This is a genomic window from Corallococcus interemptor (genome assembly GCF_003668875.1).
GTDB classification, from domain to species: domain Bacteria; phylum Myxococcota; class Myxococcia; order Myxococcales; family Myxococcaceae; genus Corallococcus; species Corallococcus interemptor.
The window spans coordinates 14969-33665 of sequence record NZ_RAWM01000097.1 but is presented as its reverse complement, the minus strand read 5'-3'; the positions used below and the strand labels follow the sequence as shown (position 1 = coordinate 33665).

General features: G+C 71.0%; 15 protein-coding genes and 1 pseudogene. 7 read left to right on the top strand and 9 right to left on the bottom strand.

Annotated features, from left to right (window positions below):
* Positions 1 to 402: pseudogene (locus D7X96_RS27910) on the top strand (hypothetical protein); the annotation flags it as partial.
* Positions 403 to 524: 122 nt separating this feature from the next.
* Positions 525 to 1382, top strand: coding sequence for a TraB/GumN family protein (locus D7X96_RS27905; protein ID WP_147442844.1), 858 nt, complete (start codon positions 525 to 527; stop codon positions 1380 to 1382).
* Here the strand turns inward: D7X96_RS27905 and D7X96_RS27900 are convergent.
* Positions 1332 to 3743, bottom strand: a complete 2412-nt coding sequence (locus D7X96_RS27900) for a YfhO family protein (RefSeq protein ID WP_147468411.1) — start codon at positions 3741 to 3743, stop codon at positions 1332 to 1334. The genes D7X96_RS27905 and D7X96_RS27900 overlap by 51 nt on opposite strands.
* Before the next feature lie 142 nt (positions 3744 to 3885).
* Between D7X96_RS27900 and D7X96_RS27890 the strand changes: the two genes are divergently transcribed.
* Entirely contained in the window at positions 3886 to 5004 is a 1119-nt protein-coding gene (locus tag D7X96_RS27890) for an alpha/beta fold hydrolase (protein WP_244219749.1), read from the top strand.
* On the opposite strand, the gene D7X96_RS27885 is transcribed toward D7X96_RS27890, so the two are convergent.
* Together D7X96_RS27885 and D7X96_RS27880 are read right to left on the bottom strand one after the other, a co-directional pair.
* Entirely contained in the window at positions 4982 to 6142 is a 1161-nt protein-coding gene (locus tag D7X96_RS27885) for a metallophosphoesterase (RefSeq protein WP_120550397.1), read from the bottom strand. The two genes, D7X96_RS27890 and D7X96_RS27885, sit on opposite strands and share 23 nt — an antisense overlap.
* Before the next feature lie 96 nt (positions 6143 to 6238).
* Entirely contained in the window at positions 6239 to 6799 is a 561-nt protein-coding gene (locus tag D7X96_RS27880; protein ID WP_120550425.1) for a Uma2 family endonuclease, read from the bottom strand.
* Positions 6800 to 6984: 185 nt separating this feature from the next.
* Here D7X96_RS27880 and D7X96_RS27875 point away from each other — a divergent pair, with 185 nt between their 5' ends.
* Together D7X96_RS27875 and D7X96_RS27870 are read left to right on the top strand one after the other, a co-directional pair.
* On the top strand, positions 6985 to 8007 hold the full coding sequence (locus D7X96_RS27875; RefSeq protein ID WP_121771143.1) for an NADP-dependent oxidoreductase: 1023 nt from the start codon (positions 6985 to 6987) through the stop codon (positions 8005 to 8007).
* A 141-nt stretch (positions 8008 to 8148) separates the two neighbouring features.
* Positions 8149 to 10263 carry a catalase gene (locus D7X96_RS27870; RefSeq protein WP_121771142.1) on the top strand — a complete coding sequence of 705 codons (2115 nt, stop codon included), beginning with the start codon at positions 8149 to 8151 and terminating at the stop codon, positions 10261 to 10263.
* Between the two features lie 21 nt (positions 10264 to 10284).
* Here the strand turns inward: D7X96_RS27870 and D7X96_RS27865 are convergent, their stop codons facing one another.
* Positions 10285 to 11001, bottom strand: coding sequence for a S8/S53 family peptidase (locus tag D7X96_RS27865; RefSeq protein WP_121771141.1), 717 nt, complete (start codon positions 10999 to 11001; stop codon positions 10285 to 10287).
* 24 nt (positions 11002 to 11025) lie between these two features.
* Positions 11026 to 11217 carry a hypothetical protein gene (locus D7X96_RS27860; RefSeq protein ID WP_120550401.1) on the bottom strand — a complete coding sequence of 64 codons (192 nt, stop codon included), beginning with the start codon at positions 11215 to 11217 and terminating at the stop codon, positions 11026 to 11028.
* A 163-nt stretch (positions 11218 to 11380) separates the two neighbouring features.
* Between D7X96_RS27860 and D7X96_RS27855 the strand changes: the two genes are divergently transcribed.
* Entirely contained in the window at positions 11381 to 12667 is a 1287-nt protein-coding gene (locus tag D7X96_RS27855; protein WP_120550402.1) for a dicarboxylate/amino acid:cation symporter, read from the top strand.
* Between the two features lie 3 nt (positions 12668 to 12670).
* Here D7X96_RS27855 and D7X96_RS27850 read toward each other — a convergent pair whose 3' ends face one another.
* Together D7X96_RS27850 and D7X96_RS27845 are read right to left on the bottom strand one after the other, a co-directional pair.
* Positions 12671 to 13849 carry an SO2930 family diheme c-type cytochrome gene (locus D7X96_RS27850; RefSeq protein ID WP_244219748.1) on the bottom strand — a complete coding sequence of 393 codons (1179 nt, stop codon included), beginning with the start codon at positions 13847 to 13849 and terminating at the stop codon, positions 12671 to 12673.
* 39 nt (positions 13850 to 13888) lie between these two features.
* Positions 13889 to 15436 (bottom strand): parallel beta-helix domain-containing protein, encoded by a 1548-nt coding sequence (locus D7X96_RS27845; protein WP_121771139.1) that lies wholly within the window; start codon positions 15434 to 15436, stop codon positions 13889 to 13891.
* Positions 15437 to 15787: 351 nt separating this feature from the next.
* Here D7X96_RS27845 and D7X96_RS27840 point away from each other — a divergent pair, with 351 nt between their 5' ends.
* The gene (locus D7X96_RS27840) at positions 15788 to 16240 is read left to right on the top strand and encodes a hypothetical protein (RefSeq protein ID WP_121771138.1); all 453 of its coding nucleotides are present in this window, start codon (positions 15788 to 15790) and stop codon (positions 16238 to 16240) included.
* Here D7X96_RS27840 and ypfJ read toward each other — a convergent pair.
* Together ypfJ and D7X96_RS27830 are read right to left on the bottom strand one after the other, a co-directional pair.
* On the bottom strand, positions 16224 to 17081 hold the full coding sequence (gene ypfJ, locus D7X96_RS27835) for a KPN_02809 family neutral zinc metallopeptidase (RefSeq protein WP_121771137.1): 858 nt from the start codon (positions 17079 to 17081) through the stop codon (positions 16224 to 16226). The two genes, D7X96_RS27840 and ypfJ, sit on opposite strands and share 17 nt — an antisense overlap.
* A gap of 123 nt (positions 17082 to 17204) precedes the next feature.
* Entirely contained in the window at positions 17205 to 18533 is a 1329-nt protein-coding gene (locus D7X96_RS27830; RefSeq protein ID WP_121771136.1) for a neutral/alkaline non-lysosomal ceramidase N-terminal domain-containing protein, read from the bottom strand.
* Positions 18534 to 18697: the final 164 nt, after the last annotated feature.

Genomic DNA, 18697 nt, shown 5'->3' with positions numbered 1-18697 from the left:
CAGGACGCGCGTCAGCTGGCGCTCGTCAAGGCGGTGGGCCACCTGGGCCAGGGCTTCGCGGCCACGTGCACGGCGGTCATCGCGCTGGCGTCCACGCTGGCGGACATGACGACCATCCTGCTCGTCGCCCCCCTGCTGCGCGTCGCGTACATGCTGCGCGGCGGGCGGCTGGCCTGGGTGTGGTGGGCCATGGGCATGTCCGGCGCGGTGTGGCTCTTCTACGACGCGCGCGAGTGGCTGGCGCCGCTGCTGCCCGGCAACCCCGCGGAGGCGGTGGAGCTCCTGCGCACGCTGCGCACCTCGGGGCTCGCGATGCTGGGGCTCGCCGGGTGGTTGCAGCGCTCGGCGCTCATGGCGTCCCAGCGCCAGACGAGCGCCAGCGTCGTCGTCCCCACGGCCTGACAAAGTCCCGCCCCCCTCGCATCCGGCCCGCTCCGTCTCCCGGGGCGGGCCGTCGTGTTTCCAGGGGCCTGGGCTTGGGAGACACTGGGGCTTCCTGTTTCCGCCCTGGAGGCTCCCAGCCCATGCGCCCTTCCCCGAGGTCCCTGTTGTTGGCCACCTGTCTGCTGGCCGGATGCCGGACGGCGAGAGAGGCCCCGGTTCCACCCGCGAAGGCGGACTGTGGCCCGGTGATTCCCGGCATGGAGGCGGTGCTCAAGCCCGCGGCCTTCGTCGTCCTGGGGGAGATCCACGGCACGCGGGAGGCGCCGGACTTCGCGGCGCGGCTGGCGTGTCACGCGGCGGCGGCGGGACAGCCGGTGCGGCTGGCGTTGGAGCTCCCCTTGGAGGAGCAGGCGCGCCTCGATGCGTTCGTCGCGGGTGAATCCGAGGGGCCGCCCGACAGCGCCTTCTGGCGCCGCGAGGCGCAGGACGGCCGCACCAGCGAGGCCATGCGCCACCTGCTGGAGCGCGTGCGCGAGTGGACGCGCGCGGGCCTGCCGGTGCGGGTGGTGGCCTTCGACGCGGGCGGCAAGGACCGCGACGACACGATGGCCACCTGGCTGCGTCAGGCCAGGAGCGAGGCGCGCGGGGACACCTTCATCGTGCTCGTGGGCAACCTGCACGCGCGCCGCGACGTGGGCGCGCCCTGGGACGAAAAGCTCCAGTTCATGACGCACCGGCTGCTCGAAGCGGAGCCCGGGCTGGTGTCGCTCGACGTGGTGAACGCCGGGGGCTCCGCGTGGGTCTGCCGGGGAATGACGGCGGACACCTGTGGTCAGCATCCGCTGCGAAGCCGTGGCGAAGCAGGCGCCACGGGCATCACGCTCCAGAAGAAGGCGGAGGATCCGGACGGCTACGACGGCACCTACGCCGTCGGACCGATGACCGCCTCACCGCCCGCGTTCAGCGCCACGAGCACCGCGACGCCCGCGCCGCGCTGACACGACCATCGCCGCGCCCAGCGCGCCCAGCGTAAGCAGGCCCAGCGCCACGCCGGGAACCAGCCCCGGCGTCCGGTAGCGCATCACCACCGAGTGCCGTCCCGCCGGCACCGGCACCGCGCGCACCGCCACGTTGGCGGCGAGGATGGGCACGGGCGCGCCATCCAGCGTCGCGGTCCAGCCGGGCTGGTACGCATCGTTGATCACCAGGACGGAGGGCGCGGCGGCCTCCACGTCCACCGTGAAGTGCTCCGGCGACTCACGAGTCACGCGCACGCCGCCCGTGCCGGACGCGGCCTCCACCGGCAGCGGCTCCGGACACTCCACGATGGCGGTCCCGGGCGCCGCGGGCTCGGGCGCGGTCATCCGCTTCACGGCGTCATCGGCCGTCGCCACGCACTCCGGCCGGGCCAGGTGGACCCGTGCGGGCGCATCGGGGTGCCCCAGCAGCGTCGCCTCGAAGAGCGGATCCACCGCCACCACCCGCGTCCCCGGAGGCGGTCCCCCGGTGAGCTCCCGCGTGCGCGTCACCGTGAAGGGCGTGGACAGGCGGGGCGCCAGCTCGAAGGCCCAGCGCCGGGGGTCGTTCATCAACCGGCCCAGGCGCGGGCTGCGCCCCGGCAGGTAGCTGGCCGCGCTCTCGATGCCCCAGAACACCGACGTGTCCGGCGCGAGCACCGCCACCTGCCCCAGGCTCAGCCGGTCCTTGAACTCGTAGCCCTTCAAGGGGGGCGCCCCGTAGCCCTTCACCATCAGGTTCACCCGCACGGGCTCGTCCGGAGCCGAGGCCGCGCGGATCCGCTCCACGAGCGGAGGCGGCGTCTCCAGGATCTCCGCCGGTGACACCTGGTAGAGCGGACCGTTCTCCCAGGAGAGCGCGGCCCACTGAATCACCACCAGCCCCGCCGCCAGCCTGGGCCGCCACGCCAGGACCGCGCACAGGAGCGCCAGCCCCGTGGCCAGGCCCCCCATGCGCACCACATTGCCGGACAGGCCCTCGATGGCCGCGGCGGGCGCATCCGGCCAGTGCGGCAGCACGTAGCCCCGCGTCCACAGCCCGCCCACCGACTCGCCCAGCACGACCGCCGCGCAGAAGGCCGCCACCGCCATGCCCGCGACGATGACCGCGCGAGGATTTCCTCCGGGCCCCAGACACCGCCGCCAGCCCAGGGCCGCGCCCACCGCGAGCCCCAGCACCAGGAAGGACCCCAGCTTCTCCGGGTAGCGGAAGGGCCGCCACGGCGGCAGCAGTTGATACACCCAGCCGTACACGGGCAGCAGCGAGCCCAGCATCAGCGCCAGCAGCAGCAGCCACGCGCCCACGAACACCCAGGTGCGCCGCTGCCGCCACGAAGCCCCCACGCCCGCCAGCGCCAGCACGAACGCGGGCGTGCCCACGTAGAGCGAGTCCACCCACGCGCGCGTGAAGGCCCCCGTGCGGATGAGCTTGCGCACGGCGAGCTCCGGGATGCCGCGGACGCCCACCGGATCCGTCAGGAACGGGCCCAGCAGCAGCTCCCCCACCCGCAGCGGGTGCAGCGAGAAGTCCTGCGCCTCCGCCAGCGACCGGGCCCCGGGCTCGCCCGTCATCACCAGCGCCGCGGCGGGAAGCAGCTGGGGCGCGGCCAGCAGGCCGCCGGTGGCCACCAGCAACAGACACGCCCCCACGCGCCGGCCCCATGTGCCCGGCGCCGTCACGGGCTCTGTCAGCGCCACCAGCACGCCCAGCGCCTGGGTGACGGCGAACGCCTGCGCATCCCCGCCGAACGCGACCAGGGCCAACAGACCACCGCCCACCGCCAGCCGGGCCGCCGACGGACGCCGCACGAAGCGCAGCACGCCCCACAGCGCGGCGGGGACGGTGCTCGCGGCCAGCAGGTACGTGGGGTTGTTCGTGATGCAGACCAGGTAGCCGCTGAAGGTGAACGTCAGCGCCCCGAACAGCGCGCCCGCGCGGGGGACGCCCCACTCGCGCAGCAGCGCCACCGTGCCCAGGAACGCCACGGGGAAGCACACGAGCACGGTGAGCTTCACCGCCACGCCCAGGGGCAGCACCAGGTGCAGGAGCGCCGTGGGGTGGAACACACCGGAGATGAAGATGGCGGGGAACGACTGCCCGAAGCCGTCGTAGGGGAACCAGTCGGGGAACCCGCCCTGGGACACGCGCTCGGCCCAGTAGGCGCGCATCGGGTAGAAGGCCCGCAGCGTGTCGCCCGCGAGGAAGACGTCGCTCGTGAACGTGGCCCGGAAGAAGAAGAGCGCGGGCAGCACCAGCGACAGGCCCCCGAGCACCCAGCGCCAGCCTGGGCGCTCACGCCGGGGGGCTGCCTCGGGAATCGGTGCGTCGGGGTTCGTGTCCACGTGTGCGGGCATCGTCGGTGAGGCCCGGCCCCAAGCCAAGTGTCGTCCGCGCACACCCGGGACACCGGGGGAATGGCCGTCCTCCCACCGGGCGCGCTACATGCGCGGCTCCATCCCTTTTTGCCGGCACGAGGAACCTGGAATGCTCGCACGCACCTGGCGCGGAGTGACGAAGGCGGAGGACGCCGACGCCTACCTCGCCTATCTCCACCAGACAGGCCTCACGCACTACCGGCGCACGCCGGGCAACCTGGCCGCGTACTGCCTGCGCAAGGTGGCGGACGGGCGCGCGGAGTTCCTGCTCGTCACGCTGTGGGAGTCCATGGACGCGGTGAAGCGCTTCGCGGGGGACACGCCGGAGCGCGCCATCTTCTTCCCGGAGGACGACCGCTACCTCATCGACCGGGACCTGCACGTCACCCACTACGAGGTCCCCTTCGCGCAGGGCCAGGCCTTCGAGCCCGAGCGCGTCCGCTTCGACGACTTCCGCGTGGCGGGGCCCGCGGGAGACCTGCGGCTGGTGGACACGGGTGGGGGCGGGAAGTCGCTGCCGGTGGTCTTCGTGCACGGGCTCGCGGGCAACGCGTCCCACTGGCAGGCGCAGCTGGAGCACCTGGCCCGCCAGGGCCGCCGGGGCATCGCGCTGGAGCTGCGGGGCCACGGCGGCTCCACCGTTCCGGAGCCGGAGGACTACACGCTGGAGTCGCTCGCCGGGGACATCTCCGCCGTCGTGCGGGCGCTGGGGCTGCGCCGCTTCGTGCTGGTGGGGCACAGCATCAGCGGGGGCGTGGCGCTGGCGTACGCGGGGGAGAATCCGCGCCAGGTGGCGGGCCTGTTCCTGGTGGATCCGATGACGGACCATCGCCACTACCCCGAGGAGCAGGTGAACGCGTACCTCGCCTCGCTGGACGCGCCGGACGTGGCGCAGGCGGTGCGGCAGGACTGGGCGCAGATGGCGGGGCCGCGCGCGGACGTGCGCGAGCGGCTGCTGGCGGACCTGGACGCGACGCCGCTGTCCGCGGTGACGGCCGTGCAGCGCTCCAGCCTGCGCTTCGACCTGGCGGCGGCGCTCGCGCGCTACCCGGGGCCGAAGTTCTCCCTCGTCGCTCCGGACAACGACACGCCGAGCAGCGTCCACCGGCTGGGCGAAGGCGTGGCGCACCAGGTGGTGGAGGGCGCTGGCCATTGGATCCAGCTGGACCATCCGGACGCGGTGAACGCCGCGCTGGACGCGTTCCTCACGAAGTCAGCACCAGCTTGACCAGCTCCGGGGGGCTGCCCAACCGCATGGGTGGCCCCCAGAAGCCGCAGCCCCGGCTGACGTAGATGTGGGAATCGGCGTGCCGGTAGTGGCCGGCGGAGTGCTCCCAGCTCAGCCCGATGAGCGCCGTCATGGGGAAGAGCTGGCCGCCGTGGGTGTGCCCGGAGATTTGAAGGTCCACGCCCTGCTCCGCGGCCACCTTGAAGTTGGCGGGCTGGTGCGCGAGCAGCACCGCCGCGCGTTCGGGGTCACGGCCCGTGAGCGCCAGGTCCAGGTCATAGCCCTTCTGTCCCAGGCGCCGGCCGCCGTGCCAGTCATCCACGCCCACCAGGTCGAACGCGCCGCCCGCGTCGCCAATGCGCACGTGCCGGTTGCGAAGGGACGGGATGCCCAGCGAGCCCAGGTGGGCCACCCACGCCTCCGCGCCGGACGAATAGTCATGGTTGCCGGTGACGAAGAAGCTGCCATGGCGGGCATGGAGGTTGCCGAGCGCCGCGACGAAGCCGCCCAGCCGGGGCACGGTGCCGTCCACGAGGTCGCCGGTGATGGCGACCAGGTCCGGCTTGAGCGCATTGGCCCGGCGCACCAGTTCGTCCATGAAGCGCCGCTGGATGAAGGGGCCCACGTGCAGGTCGGTGAGCTGCACGATGGTGAAGCCATCCAGTGAGCGGGGCAGCTTCGGAATGCGGATCACCACTTCGGTGACTTCTGGAGCGGTGAACGCGCGCCAGCTCCCATAGCCCGCCAGGCCGCCCCCCAGGGCGAGCGCCCCACCGGCGGTGGCCTGGGACAGGAAGCGGCGGCGCTCGACATCCACGGCGGGGGCAGGCCGGAGCCGGCGACCCAGGGCGAGCACGGCCCGACCCAAGTCGAGCCCCGCGAGCGCGAGCACCAGGCACAGCGCCACGCCCATCCACGAATAGGACACCAGCTCCACGACGTCGCCAGGGGCCTCCGGGAGCGTGCGCTGCAGATACCGCCGGGCAATCAGCACCAGCGTCATGAAGCCCAGCACGAGCGCGGCGACGAGCCGGATCCCACGGCGGGACGTGAGGTTCCACACCAGCCGCCGGAACAGGTACAGGTGCCCGAGCACGGCACCCAGCGCGATGAGGAGCGAGAACGGAGACAGCGGCATGCGCGCAAGCCTCCCGCGCAATGAGCCCCCGTGCACCAGAATCCGTGCTTGGCCGGCCGCCTTCCGTGAACCAGCAACAGGAACCGAACGGCTCCGTCAGCTTGCCCTGCGGCCCCAGATGAACGCGAGGTCCAATTCCACCGCGTCGAAGGGCGCCGCGCGCACGGGAGCATCCCCGACATGCGTGAGCAGCACTTCGTACCGGCCGTCCCGCAGGCCGAACACCTCCAACGTGCTCGTGCGCGGATCCATCAACCAGACATGCCGTACACCCTCGCGCGCGTACACCGGCATCTTCGCTTCTCGATCCAGCTTCCGGGTGGACGGCGACAGCACCTCGCAGACCCAGTCCGGCGCGAGAGACGTCGCAGCTGTTTCTGGAACATCAGGCATCCGTTCCAACAGCCATCCCGCGACATCCGGAACCAGGACGTCCTCTCCCAAGTGCAGCTCCGGCTCCTCCATGAGGAACCATCCGCCGGGACCACCCCGTCCCCGCTCGAAGGGCCCCAGGAGTTCGCCCCCCAAACGGTGGGTCACCGTGCCATGCCGCATTGTCGGCCGAGGGCTCGCATACAGCTCCCCCGCGACGATCTCCCCCACGACATGGTCGGGAAGCGCCTCCAGGTCCGCATAGGTCGCGGGCTTCTTTCCCATCGCGTCTCCCCAATCCTCGCCGCCCACCACTCTATCCATGACGGCACGAGCTAGCACGCCCGTCCGACATGGCAGGGCACACGTCCTGCGCCCTACCTTACGCATCTCACTTGAATTCCCTGCCGCGCCCCCACGCGGCGGTTAGAAGGCCCGCGATCTCCTCTACCTTCACGAAAGGCCCCCTCATGGCCACGCCGCTCCAGGGACGTGAAATCCGCCTGAAGTCCCGCCCGCACGGTGAACCCACTCCGGACAACTTCGAGACCGTCACCGTCTCCGTCCCGGAACCCGCCGAGGGCCAGGTCCTCGTGCGCAACCACTTCATGTCCGTGGATCCGTACATGCGCGGCCGCATGAACGACGCGAAGTCCTACGTCCCGCCCTTCAAGCTGGGCGAAGCCCTCGACGGAGGCAGCGTGGGCCAGGTCCTCCGCTCGCGCTCGCCTGACTTCAAGGAAGGCGACTTCGTCGTCGGCGGCACCGGCGGCTGGCGCGACTACGCCGTCGCCCCCGCGAAGCACTACCAGAAGGCCGACCCCTCCGTGGGCCCCCTCTCCGCGTACCTCGGCGTGCTCGGCATGCCGGGCATGACCGCGTACGTGGGCCTGCTCGACCTCGGCAAGCCCAAGGCCGGTGACACCGTCTTCGTGTCCGCCGCCGCGGGCGCCGTGGGCGGCGTCGTGGGCCAGATTGCCCGCATCCAGGGCTGCCGCGTCGTGGGCAGCGTCGGCTCGGAGGCGAAGGTGAAGCACCTGCGCGACGACCTGAAGTTCGACGCCGCCCTCGACTACAAAACCACCCCCATCGCCGAGTCCCTGGCCAAGGCCTGCCCGGAAGGCATCGACGTCTACTTCGACAACGTCGGCGGCGACCACCTGGAGGCCGCCATCGGCCTGATGAAGAACCACGGCCGCATCGTCCTGTGCGGCGCCATCTCCGTGTACAACGCCACCGCCCCCACGCCCGGCCCGCGCAACCTGTTCCTCGCCGTGGGCAAGCGCCTCACCCTCCAGGGCTTCATCGTCGGCGACCACGCCGCCCGCCGCGCGGACTTCCTGCGCGACATGGGCCAGTGGCTGCGCGAGGGCAAGGTCCAGGACGTCGCCACCGTCGTGGACGGCCTGGACAAGGCCCCCGACGCCTTCATCGGCCTGCTGCGCGGGGACAACACCGGCAAGATGCTGGTGCGCCTGGCGAAGGACGCCTGACGCTCGCTGGCCAACGTCGCGAACGAACGCCACCGGACACAGCCGCCGTCTTGCGTCCGGCACCACCCACACCCGGGACACAAGACGTGCGGCCTCCGCCGCGTCCGGCACCCTGCACGCCCCCTTGAAGGAGGCAGCGCGGTGACCTCACAGAAGCATCCGGACGCGGTTCAGGTCGACGAGAACAGCAAGGACCAGCAGCTCGCGAGGAACCGCTCGGAGCCCACGGGCAACTTCCTCACCACGGACCAGGGCATCCGCGTCGAGCACACCGACGACTCGCTCAAGATTGGCGCTCGCGGCCCCACGCTGCTGGAGGACTTCCACCTCCGCGAGAAGCTGACCCGCTTCGACCACGAGCGGATCCCCGAGCGCGTCGTGCACGCGCGCGGCTCGGCCGCCCACGGCTACTTCCAGCCCTACGAATCCCAGGCGAAGTACACCCGCGCGAAGTTCCTCCAGGACCCGTCCAAGAAGACGCCCGTGTTCGTGCGCTTCTCCACCGTCGCGGGCTCGCGTGGCTCCGCGGACACCGTGCGCGACGTGCGCGGCTTCGCGGTGAAGTTCTACACGGAGGAGGGCAACTTCGACCTGGTGGGCAACAACATCCCCGTCTTCTTCATCCAGGACGGCATCAAGTTCCCCGACGTCGTCCACGCCGCCAAGCCGGAGCCCCACCACGAGATTCCCCAGGCGCAGACGGCGCATGACTCGTTCTGGGACTTCGTGTCGCTCGTCCCGGAAACCATGCACATGATCATGTGGATCATGTCCGACCGCGCCATCCCGCGCAGCTTCCGGATGATGCAGGGCTTCGGCGTCCACACCTTCCGCTTCGTGGATGAGAAGAACACCTCGCGCTTCGTGAAGTTCCACTGGAAGCCGCTGCTCGGCACGCACTCGCTCGTCTGGGACGAAGCGCAGAAGCTCGCGGGCAAGGACCCGGACTTCCACCGCCGCGACCTCTTCGAAGCCATCGAGCAGGGGGACTTCCCCGAGTACGAGCTGGGCGTTCAAATCCTGGAGGAGAAGGACGCGCAGGCGCTGGGCGTGGACCTGCTGGACGCGACCAAGCTCATCCCGGAGGAGATCGCCCCGGTGCATCCGGTGGGCAAGATGACGCTCAACCGCAACCCCACCAACTTCTTCGCGGAGACGGAGCAGGTCGCCTTCTGCGTGTCCAACATCGTGCCGGGCATCGACTTCACGGATGATCCGCTGATGCAGGCGCGGCTCTTCTCGTACCTGGACACGCAGCTGACGCGCCTGGGCGGGCCGAACTTCGCGGAGATCCCCATCAACCGCCCGGTGGCGCCGGTGCACAACCACCAGCAGGACGGCTTCCACCGCCAGACGAGCAACGTGGGCCGCGCCAACTACTTCCCCAACTCGCTGGGCGGCGGCTGCCCGTTCCTCGCGTCCCAGAAGCAGGGCGGCTTCGTGCACCACCCGGAGCCCGTGAGCGGACAGAAGATCCGCGAGCGCGCCGCCTCCTTCAACGACCACTACAGCCAGGCCGCGCTCTTCTTCCGCAGCCTGTCCGGGCCGGAGCAGGAGCACCTCATCGACGCGTGCCGCTTCGAGCTGGGCAAGGTGGAGACGAAGGCCATCCAGGAGCGCGTGCTGGAGCACTTCGCGAAGATTGACGCCCTGCTGGTGTCCGCCGTGGCGGAAGGGCTGGGCCTGCCCGCGCCCAAGGCCACGCCCGTGACGCCCAAGGGCCCGCCCGCGTCCAAGGCGCTGAGCATCGAGGCGATGAAGATGACCACGCCGCCGTCCATCAAGACGCGGAAGATTGGCGTGCTCGTCGCGGACGGCGTGGACGCGGATGAGCTGATGGCGGTGCGCAAGGAGCTGGAGGCGCAGGGCGCGAAGGTGAAGATCATCGCCAAGCGCCTGGGCACGGTGAAGGCCGCCAACGGCAAGGACGTGCCGGTGGACAAGAGCGCTATGACCACCGCCTCCGTGGAGTACGACGGCGTCTTCATCCCCGGCGGCGCCGCGAGCGTGGCCACGCTGAAGAAGGACGGCGAGTCGCGCCACTTCGTGCAGGAGGCCTACCTGCACTGCAAGACGGTGGGCGCGTCCAAGGACGCGGAGGACCTGCTCAAGGCCTGTGAAATCGACCCGGCCGCGCCCGGCGTCGTCGCGGGCTCCAAGGCGGGCGCGGGCACCGCGCTGGCCACCGCGTTCTCCGCGGCGCTCGCGCGGCACCGTCACTGGGACCGCAAGGACAACACCCGCGTCCCGGCCTGAGGCTTCACCGGAAGGTGAACGTCACCGCGTCCGCCGCGACGCGGTGACGTGCCGCCATCCGGGAGGACAGCCCTCGCGCAGCACCCGCGCCGCCGCCAGCGCGCAGGCGTAGCTGCTGGTGAGGGGGCGCTCGTGGAAGGCGCCGTCCGCGTACAGCCGCACCGTGGCCGCGGCCTCGACGTGGTCCACGATGTCGCCCTTCCTCAGCGCGTGGGCCATGGCCGCGTCCGCCACCGTCACCACCGACGGCAGCCCGGACGGCAGCCCGGACACGGGGCCCGCCGCGCAGAGCACCAGGCTGCCCTGCTCCACCGCGCGCTCCAGGAGCGCGGTGAGGGGCGCCTCGAAGGCGCGGCCCACGGTGCCCAGGCTCAGGTTGATGACGTCCGGCCGCACGTCCTGCGTCAGCCACTCCAGCGCTTCCAGCAGGCACAGCGAGTCCCCGCGCATCCGCCCGTCCAGCACGCGCGCGACGTACCACTCCACGTCGACACCGGGACGGCGGCCCTGCTCCGCCAGGATGCTCAGCACCGCGGTGCCGTGGCCGTGCGCGTCCTCCAGGTCGTCCAACGCACAGGCGCCGTCGCGCCAGGCCGCCAGCTCCTCACGCGAATAGACGCGGGACTCCAGGCGCCGCGCCTCCCGGTCCACCGTGAAGCTCGCGGCTCCGGAAAGCGACAGCCCCTCCCCGCGAAGGAAGCCCACCGACACACCACTGTCCACGATGGCGACCTTCATGGGGGCAGGGCCTCGGGACCTTCCCTAGCAGGAGCCGCTGGAGTCCTCGCCCACGGGGTACTTGAGCTGCGGGTAGTAGGTGCCCACCCACTGCGTGCCATTCCAGGTGTAGTGCTGCCCGTTGAGGTACGACGTCGCGCAGGCGTGGGCCATCAGGTCCTCGGACCCGCTCACTTCCTCCAGCAGCTTCGACACGTCCTTGCTCGTGAATTTCACGGGAGCACTCCTGGCTTGGGATTGGGGGGAAAAGCAGGCAGGAGCCTAGGGGGGCGGGAAACCCGCCGCAATGATGTGGGGCGTCCCCCGGATGAGGAACGCGGCGCCGGACCCGCGAGGGAGTTAGGTTCCGCCGGTCCACCGCCGCAAGAGGTGTCGCGCGATGAAGCTCTGGGCCCGCTGGTTCCGCATTCCCTTCTGGCAGCGCGTGCTGGGCGCCTTCGTGCTGGGCGCGCTCGCCGGGTGGGCGCTGGGAGACCGCGCCGGTGTGTGGCTCCAGCCGCTGGGCACGCTCTACGTCCAGCTCATCCGGATGATCGCCACGCCGCTGGTGTTCTTCGCCGTCATCCACGCGGTGTCCGCGCTGCGCGGGCAGAAGAGCATGGCCGCGCTGGGGGGCCGCACCTTCCTCTGGTTCGCCGTCACCGCCGCGCTGGCGGTGGGCGTGGGCCTGGGCACCGCCGCCCTCACGAAGCCGGGCGTGGGCGTGGGCACGCTCCAGGCGGCCACGGACTACAAGCCCCGCCAGGTGCCCGGCCCGGTGCAGGTGCTCCTGGACGTGGTGCCCACCAACCCGTTCGCCGCGCTGTCCGAAGGCAAGATGCTCCAGGTCATCTTCTTCGCGGGCCTCTTGGGCTTCGCGCTGGTGAAGCTGGGGGAGCGCACGGAGCGGCTGCGTAAGCTCGTGGGCGAGGCCAGCGAGGCCATGATTCAAGTCACCCGCTTCGTGCTGGAGCTGACGCCGCTGGGCACCTTCGGTCTCATCGCCGCGCTGGTGGGCACCTACGGCTTCGAGCGCCTGCTCCCCCTGGGCACCTTCGTCCTCACGCTGTACCTCGCGTGCGCGGTGCACGTCGTCTTCGTGTACGGGGGCCTGTTGGCCGCGCACGGCCTCAACCCGCTGCGCTTCTTCCGGGGCGCCGCGCCGGGCATGCAGGTGGCGTTCGTCAGCTCCTCCAGCTTCGCGTCCATGCCGGTGGCCCTGCGCAGCGTCACCCACAACCTGGGCGTCAACCGCGACTACGCGGCGTTCGCGGTGCCGCTGGGCGCCACCATCAAGATGGACGGCTGCGGCGCCATCTACCCGGCCATGACGTCGCTCTTCATCGCCCAGTATTTCGGCCTGACGCTGTCCGCGCCGCAGCTCTTCATCATCCTGCTGGCGTCCGTGCTGGGCAGCTTCGGCACCGCGGGCGTGCCCGGCACGGCGGTGGTGATGACCACCGTCGTCCTCAGCGCCGCGGGGCTGCCCCTGGAGGGGCTGGGCTACCTGCTCGCCATCGACCGGGTGCTGGACATGATGCGCACCCTCACCAACGTCACCGGGCAGATGCTGGTGCCCGTGCTGGTGGCGCGCGAGGAGGGCCTGTTGGACCTGGCCGTCTACAACCGCGCGTCCAGCAACGTGGGGCTGGAGGAGGAACCCCCGCCCCCGTCGCCGGCCGCCTGAGCGCTACTTGCAGGTCTTGGCGGGCATGGAGTCGATCCAGTCCGCGATGAGTTGCGAGCCCTCCGCATGGTGAATCGTGCGGCCAATCTGCGGCATCATCTTGCCGGACTCCTCCGTGTGCATCCGGTACCAGAGGATGGACTCCGCGTGGTTGCCGGGGACGATGTCGAACTCGCCGCCCACGCCCGCGCCCGCGGAGCCGGGGCGCTTGCACTCGCCCAGGCTGAACACGCTGGCGTTGTCGAAGTTGAGGAACAGCTGGCTGGTGATGCCCGCCGTGCCCTTCGGGTTGTGGCAATGCGCGCAGTTGATGTCCAGGTACGTGCGCGCCCGCGTGTCCAGGCTCGCCGCCTGGGTGTCGAACGCGTCCGGCGCCTTGGGCAGCTGCGCCGGAGCGGGCAGCCCGTCCAGCTTGCAGAGCGCGGCCAGATGTTCCAGCTGGTCGCGCTCCACGCCGTCGTAGGTGTTCGTGCGGTGCAGGTAGCGCGCCTTCACGCCAATGGGGTGCATCACCTGCGCGCCCGCGTCATCCACCAGGTGGTGACACTGCTGGCACTGATTCTTGGAGGGCACCGAGTACTTGAACGCATGGGTGCTCCCCTCCAGGTCGACGAACGTCACGTCGCGAGATCGTCCACCGGTGGCAAGCGTGGCCTCCGTCTGCTCCGGGTTCCAGACGTACGGCCAAGCCTCCCAGCCGGAGGGCTGGTGCACCAGGACGCGCGTCTCGATGACCCGCACGTCCTGGTCCGGCTTTCGCAGGTCCGCCGGGAAGGCGAACGTCTTCGTGATGAGCGTCCCCACCGGCAGGTCCAGCGCGGCCACGGGCTCGTAGTGCGCCACCCTGCCAGGGGGGATGTAGAGGGTGCGTGACTTGACCGCGTAGTCGGAGAACAGCGGCGTGGACAGGGTGTAGGGCACGTTGCCCTCCACCGGCACCAGCCCCCCGTCCGCCGGGCTTCCGGTGAACAGCCCGAAGCCCGACAGCGCATTGGGGATGGGCACCGAGGCATCCAGGCTGCCTCCATCCATGTTGTCGAAGTCGCACCCCCCCGCGTCCCCCGTTCCGGCATCCGACACGGGAGTCCCCGAGTCGGGTGTGCGCCCGGGATTCTCCGGGTCGGAGGAACCGCAGGCCGCCAGCGACAGCGCCAGCAGCACCACGGGAAGACGGGGGTTCACGAACGGCGTCCACATGGGTGTCACGCTCCCTGACCGCTGTTACGGCTGGATGTTGTCGCCAATCGTCAGCGCGGGGGTGAAGCCCGCGCAGTTGAACTCCGCCTTGTCGGCCGGGTAGTGCCGCGTGAGGGCCCACCCGCCCGCGAAGTTGCCCTTGGCCACGAGCGCCCCCGCCGCCACCAGGTCCAGGTCCGCGATGACGTTGCCGGTGCCCGAGGGCAGCGTGTTCTCGACGAAGCAGATGTTGATGGGGTTCACCTGCGTGCGCTCATGGCCGTAGGGGTCCACGCCGTCCCACACCAGGTGCTCCACGCCCAGCGAGCCCTTCGTCTCGCCGTAGGCATAGAGCGCCGCCAGGGCCGCGCCCAGCGGCCGCAGCTGCGGGCTCAGGTTGCCGTTGTCCACGCTGTCGCCGCTGCCACCCTGGAAGGTGTTGCCGTGGACGTAGACGTCCGCGCTCGCGAAGTTGAGGCCGCCCGCCGCCCACAGCGCCGGGTTGGGCTCGATGGTGAGGCCGCTCAGCACCGCCACGTCCACCGTGTTGTTGTTGCCCCAGGTGTTGCCCGTCAGCTCCACGCGGCGCGACGCCAGCATGAACGTGCCCGTGCCCGCCGGCACCTGCGACACCGTGCTGCTGCTGGCCGCGACGGACGCGAAGTTGTTCCGGTTGTTGCCGGTGATGATGTTGTTCTTCACCCGGATGTCGGAGCCCCGGATGGGGTTGCCCGGCAGGTCGAACACCACCAGGCCCGTGGTGTTGTCCTGGGCCGTGTTGCCCAGCACGTAGGCGTACTGGGTGTTCTCGATCTCGATGCCCGCCACGTTCTGCTTCGCCACGCTGTTGCGCACGACGGCGTACTGCGTCTGGCCCACGTAGATGCCCGCGTCCGCGGCGTTGTACGCCTCGCAGTCCTCGATGAGGACGTACTTGGACTTCACCGGGTACAGGCCGTACTTGCCGTTCTTCTCATTGTCGGCCTTCTCCCACTCGGTGCGCACGCGGCGCATCACCACGTCCGTGGAGGACTCCACGCGGATGGCGTCCTTCTTCGCGTTCCACACCGCCAGGTCGCTCACCGTGAAGCGGTTGCCCACCACGTCCAGGCCGTTGGAGTTCGCCGCGGCGTTGGTGAACACCAGCACCGTGCTCTGCGCGCCGCCCGTGCCCTCGCCCTTCGCGCCCTTGCCCGCGCCCACCAGCGTGATGCCGTTCTGGCGGATGGTGATGGCGTTGTCGAAGGTGTACGTGCCCGGCGCCAGGGTGATGGTGGTGCACTCCACCAGCGTGTTCACCTGGTCCTGGAGCGCCTCCTCCTGGCCCGGCGCGAAGTTCAACGTCGTCTGGGTCTTGCCCTCGCAGGAGAAGTCGCCCGCGCTGCCGCCGTCCCAGGGGATGCCCGTGTCCACGGTGGGGCCCGCGTCGGTGCCGGCGTCCGTCTCCGTGCCCGCGTCCGTCCCCGCGTCCACCTTCGGGCCGCCCGGGTCCGGCTTGTTGTCTTCGTCATCCGAGCAGGCGGTCAACGAGAGGGCCCCCACCAGGGCCAGAAGGGTCGCGCACGTAGCGCGTGTCCACTGCAAACGGGGCATGTCGTTCCTCCGCGAAGCCGCTCCGCATGGGCCACGGGGAAGCGCCCGCGACCCGCGAAGCAGCGGGAAGGCGGCATGCTCGGAGCAAAGACACACGGACGACAAGTACAAGTTTCACGTTTGTATTTTGACGCAGCGCCCCTTTGGCCACGCAGGAAAAAGCACGCGCAGGCGGTAAGCCTATCGTTCGCAATGTGTTCGGAAGGCGAATGACGCACGGCCCCATGAATGGCGCCCGGGCAGGCATGGACGCCGTGCGCCGTGCTCGCCGGAGCCGACCCGCGCGGTCATCTTGAGAAGGAGGCCGTGGCGTCCGTTTCCCTCTCCCGCGGCCCGAGGAAGGAGACTCCCATGCGCACGGGCCCCCTGGTGACCCTGGTGGTGGCGCTCGCGTCCGGTCCGGTCACGGTCCTGGCGCAGCAGGACGAAGCGATGGATGCCCCCCAGGGCAATGACTCGCAGAACCTGGATGACCGGCAATCACTGACAAGCGAATCCGGCGACAGCACCTTCTGGAACAATTACTGGTATCAGCCACCCGCGGAGAGCGGCTTCCAGCAGCCGCTCGCCGGTTCGTATCAACTGGAGCAGCCGCTCAACGGCACGTACCAGCTGCAGCAGCCGCTCGTCGGTTCGTACCAGCTCCAGCAGCCGCTCATCGGGACGTACCAGCTGCGGCAGCCACTCAACGGTTCGTACCAACTGCAGCAGCCGCTCAACGGGACGTACCAGCTTCAGCAGCCGCTCATCGGCACGCAGCAGCAGCGCATGCCGATGCCCGGGGCACCTACCGGCCGGCGTTGAAGGTGTCGCACGCCTCCAGCGTCCCCTGCTCCAGGCCGCGCTTGAACCAGGTCATGCGCTGCGCGGCGGAGCCGTGGGTGAAGGACTCGGGGACGACGTGGCCCCGGGCGCGCTTCTGGAGGGTGTCGTCGCCCACGGCGCTGGCGGCGCCCAGGCCCTCCTCCACGTCGCCCTGCTCCAGGATGTTGCGCGCCTTCTGCGCGTGGTGGGCCCAGATGCCGGCGAAGCAGTCCGCCTGGAGCTCCGTCATCACGGACAGCTGGTTGGCCTGCTCCTCGCTCACGCGGTTTCGCAGCGACTGCACCTTGCGGGAGACGCCCATCAGGTTCTGCACGTGGTGCCCCACCTCGTGCGCGATGACGTACGCGCGGCCGAAGTCACCGGGCGCGCCGAAGCGGCTCTCCAGTTCGTCGAAGAAGCTCAGGTCCAGGTACACCTTCTGGTCGCCCGGGCAGTAGAACGGCCCCACCGCGCTCTCCTGCGCGCCGCACGCGGACTGCACCGCGCCGGAGAAGAGCACCATGTGCGGCTGCACATAGCGGATGCCCTGGGGCTCCAGCAGACCGGGCCAGGTGTCCTCGGTGTCCGCGAGCACCACGGAGGCGAAGTCCTTCAGCTGCTCCTCCTGGGGGTCCACGTTCCCGGAGCCGCCCGTGCCCGGCTGCGAATACGGAGAGCCGCGCGTGCCAATCTGCACGTCGGACGGGTCACCGCCCAGCAGCATCACCAGCAGGGCCACCACCAGTGACGCGGCGCCACCGCCCACCGCCAGCGGCCGGCCAAAACCCCCACCCCGCCGGTCCTCGATGTTCGAGCTGCGACGTCCGCCTGCCCACCTCATCCCGTGCCCCCTGTGTCTCTGAAGCCGATCCGAGGACCAAGGTAGGCAGCGGGCCCTCCTCCAGCGACAGTGCGGACCCAAGCAGGTCCCCAGGGCAGGCAGGCGGCCGGGCCTTCGCCTCGTCTACTTGCTGCCTACGGCATCGGAGGAAAAGCCCACCGCGCCGGAGGCGACCCGAGCGGCGGCCCCCAAACGCTCCAGCAGGGCCGGGCCGAAGTACTGGCGCCGGGACTCCCCCTGCCCCGCGCGCACCTGCTCCGGCGTGTCCAGGTAGCCCACGTAGCCATTGGCGAGCCCCAGCACGTGCGTGGCGCCGGACGCGTCCGCCAGCGCCCTGCCCGCCGCCACGGTGGGCTCTCCCGGGATGGACAGCAGCTCCAGCGGCCCCAGCGCCAGCGCGTCCACCTCCGCCTCGCGGGGCGACGAAGCGCACAGGAAGTTGTCCCCCGCGGCGCGGGTGAAGGCGGGCACCAGCCGGGACGAGTCCGGCCGGGGCAGCGCCGTCTGCACGCGCGCGAACGCCAGCCGCACCGGACCCGGCTCGGACGCGGGGACCGCGCCATCCGCCAGCGCGGACAGCTTGCGCGCGAAGCCCAGGGCGCGCTCGGGGCCCTGCCCCTCGTTGAAGGCCACGGACGCGTTGCCCTCGCTGCCCTGCACGAACAGCGAGACGCCATGGCCCGCCTCCTCGCGCAGCGCGCTCAGCCGGCCCGGGAAGTCGGGATCCACGAACGACCGCTGCCGGGGAATGAGCGTGGCGTGCCCGGCGAACACCAGCACCTCCGCCACGGGCCCCTGCGCCCCGCGCAGCACCGCCCGCGTGAGCTGGCCGTCCGGCGCATCCCCCCCGGAGCGGGAATAGACGAGCCCCGCGTCCGCCGCGCTGGCCACCTCCAGCGTCACGTCCCGCAGGGAGGCGGCGGCCTTCTCCAGCGCCTCGCCCGCGCCCGCCACCGCCGCGTTCACGGACGACTCCTGGTAGCGCCCCGTGCCGGACAGCTGCGCCACCCACCGCGCGTCGTAACCTCCAAAGGAGGAGTGCGTGTGCGTGGCCACCACCAGCACCTCCTTCACCCCCGCCTTCGCGGCGCGCTCGCGCACCCCCGCCGTGATTTCCGGGGTCACGAAGAGCAGCTCCAGCGACACCACGCCCACGCGCGCGCCGCCGGCCTCCAGCACCAGGGCCCTCGCCTGGAGGGGGAGCTCCGCCTGGCTCGCCTCGGACCGGGGCGGGGCGTAGCCCGCCACCACCACCGGGAAGGGCGGGGAGAGGGCCACCTTCGCCGCGCCCGCGCGCAGGGGGCCTTCGCCACGCACCTGTGACAGCACCTCGGGCGTGCGTTCCTCCCACGGCCCACACCAGTTCCAGGAGGCAAGCGCGTAGGCGGCCCCGGCCGTTAACAAGGCGAAGGGCAGCAAGGAGCGGAGGAAGGAGCGCCGGGAAGAGGACATGCCGGGGGCAGCGTACCCCCTCGGCGCTCCCGGGCGGCTCCTACCTTTCAGGCGACGGCGCCTTGCCTGGCCTACAAGGGCCGACGTCGGCCGAGGGTGGAATACCCACCTTCGAGGCGTGCGTTCCTGTTCCGCTTCGAGGTCGAAAGGGGTAAGGCAGCGCG

Coding starts and splice junctions, on each gene's coding strand:
- D7X96_RS27865 (WP_121771141.1), bottom strand. CDS start 11,001: ATGAAGGTCGCCATCGTGGACAGTGGTGTGTCGGTGGGCTTCCTTCGC.
- D7X96_RS27830 (WP_121771136.1), bottom strand. CDS start 18,533: ATGTCCTCTTCCCGGCGCTCCTTCCTCCGCTCCTTGCTGCCCTTCGCC.
- D7X96_RS27890 (WP_244219749.1), top strand. CDS start 3,886: ATGCTCGCACGCACCTGGCGCGGAGTGACGAAGGCGGAGGACGCCGAC.
- D7X96_RS27880 (WP_120550425.1), bottom strand. CDS start 6,799: ATGGGAAAGAAGCCCGCGACCTATGCGGACCTGGAGGCGCTTCCCGAC.
- D7X96_RS27875 (WP_121771143.1), top strand. CDS start 6,985: ATGGCCACGCCGCTCCAGGGACGTGAAATCCGCCTGAAGTCCCGCCCG.
- D7X96_RS27885 (WP_120550397.1), bottom strand. CDS start 6,142: ATGCCGCTGTCTCCGTTCTCGCTCCTCATCGCGCTGGGTGCCGTGCTC.
- D7X96_RS27840 (WP_121771138.1), top strand. CDS start 15,788: ATGCGCACGGGCCCCCTGGTGACCCTGGTGGTGGCGCTCGCGTCCGGT.
- D7X96_RS27855 (WP_120550402.1), top strand. CDS start 11,381: ATGAAGCTCTGGGCCCGCTGGTTCCGCATTCCCTTCTGGCAGCGCGTG.
- ypfJ (WP_121771137.1), bottom strand. CDS start 17,081: ATGAGGTGGGCAGGCGGACGTCGCAGCTCGAACATCGAGGACCGGCGG.
- D7X96_RS27845 (WP_121771139.1), bottom strand. CDS start 15,436: ATGCCCCGTTTGCAGTGGACACGCGCTACGTGCGCGACCCTTCTGGCC.
- D7X96_RS27905 (WP_147442844.1), top strand. CDS start 525: ATGCGCCCTTCCCCGAGGTCCCTGTTGTTGGCCACCTGTCTGCTGGCC.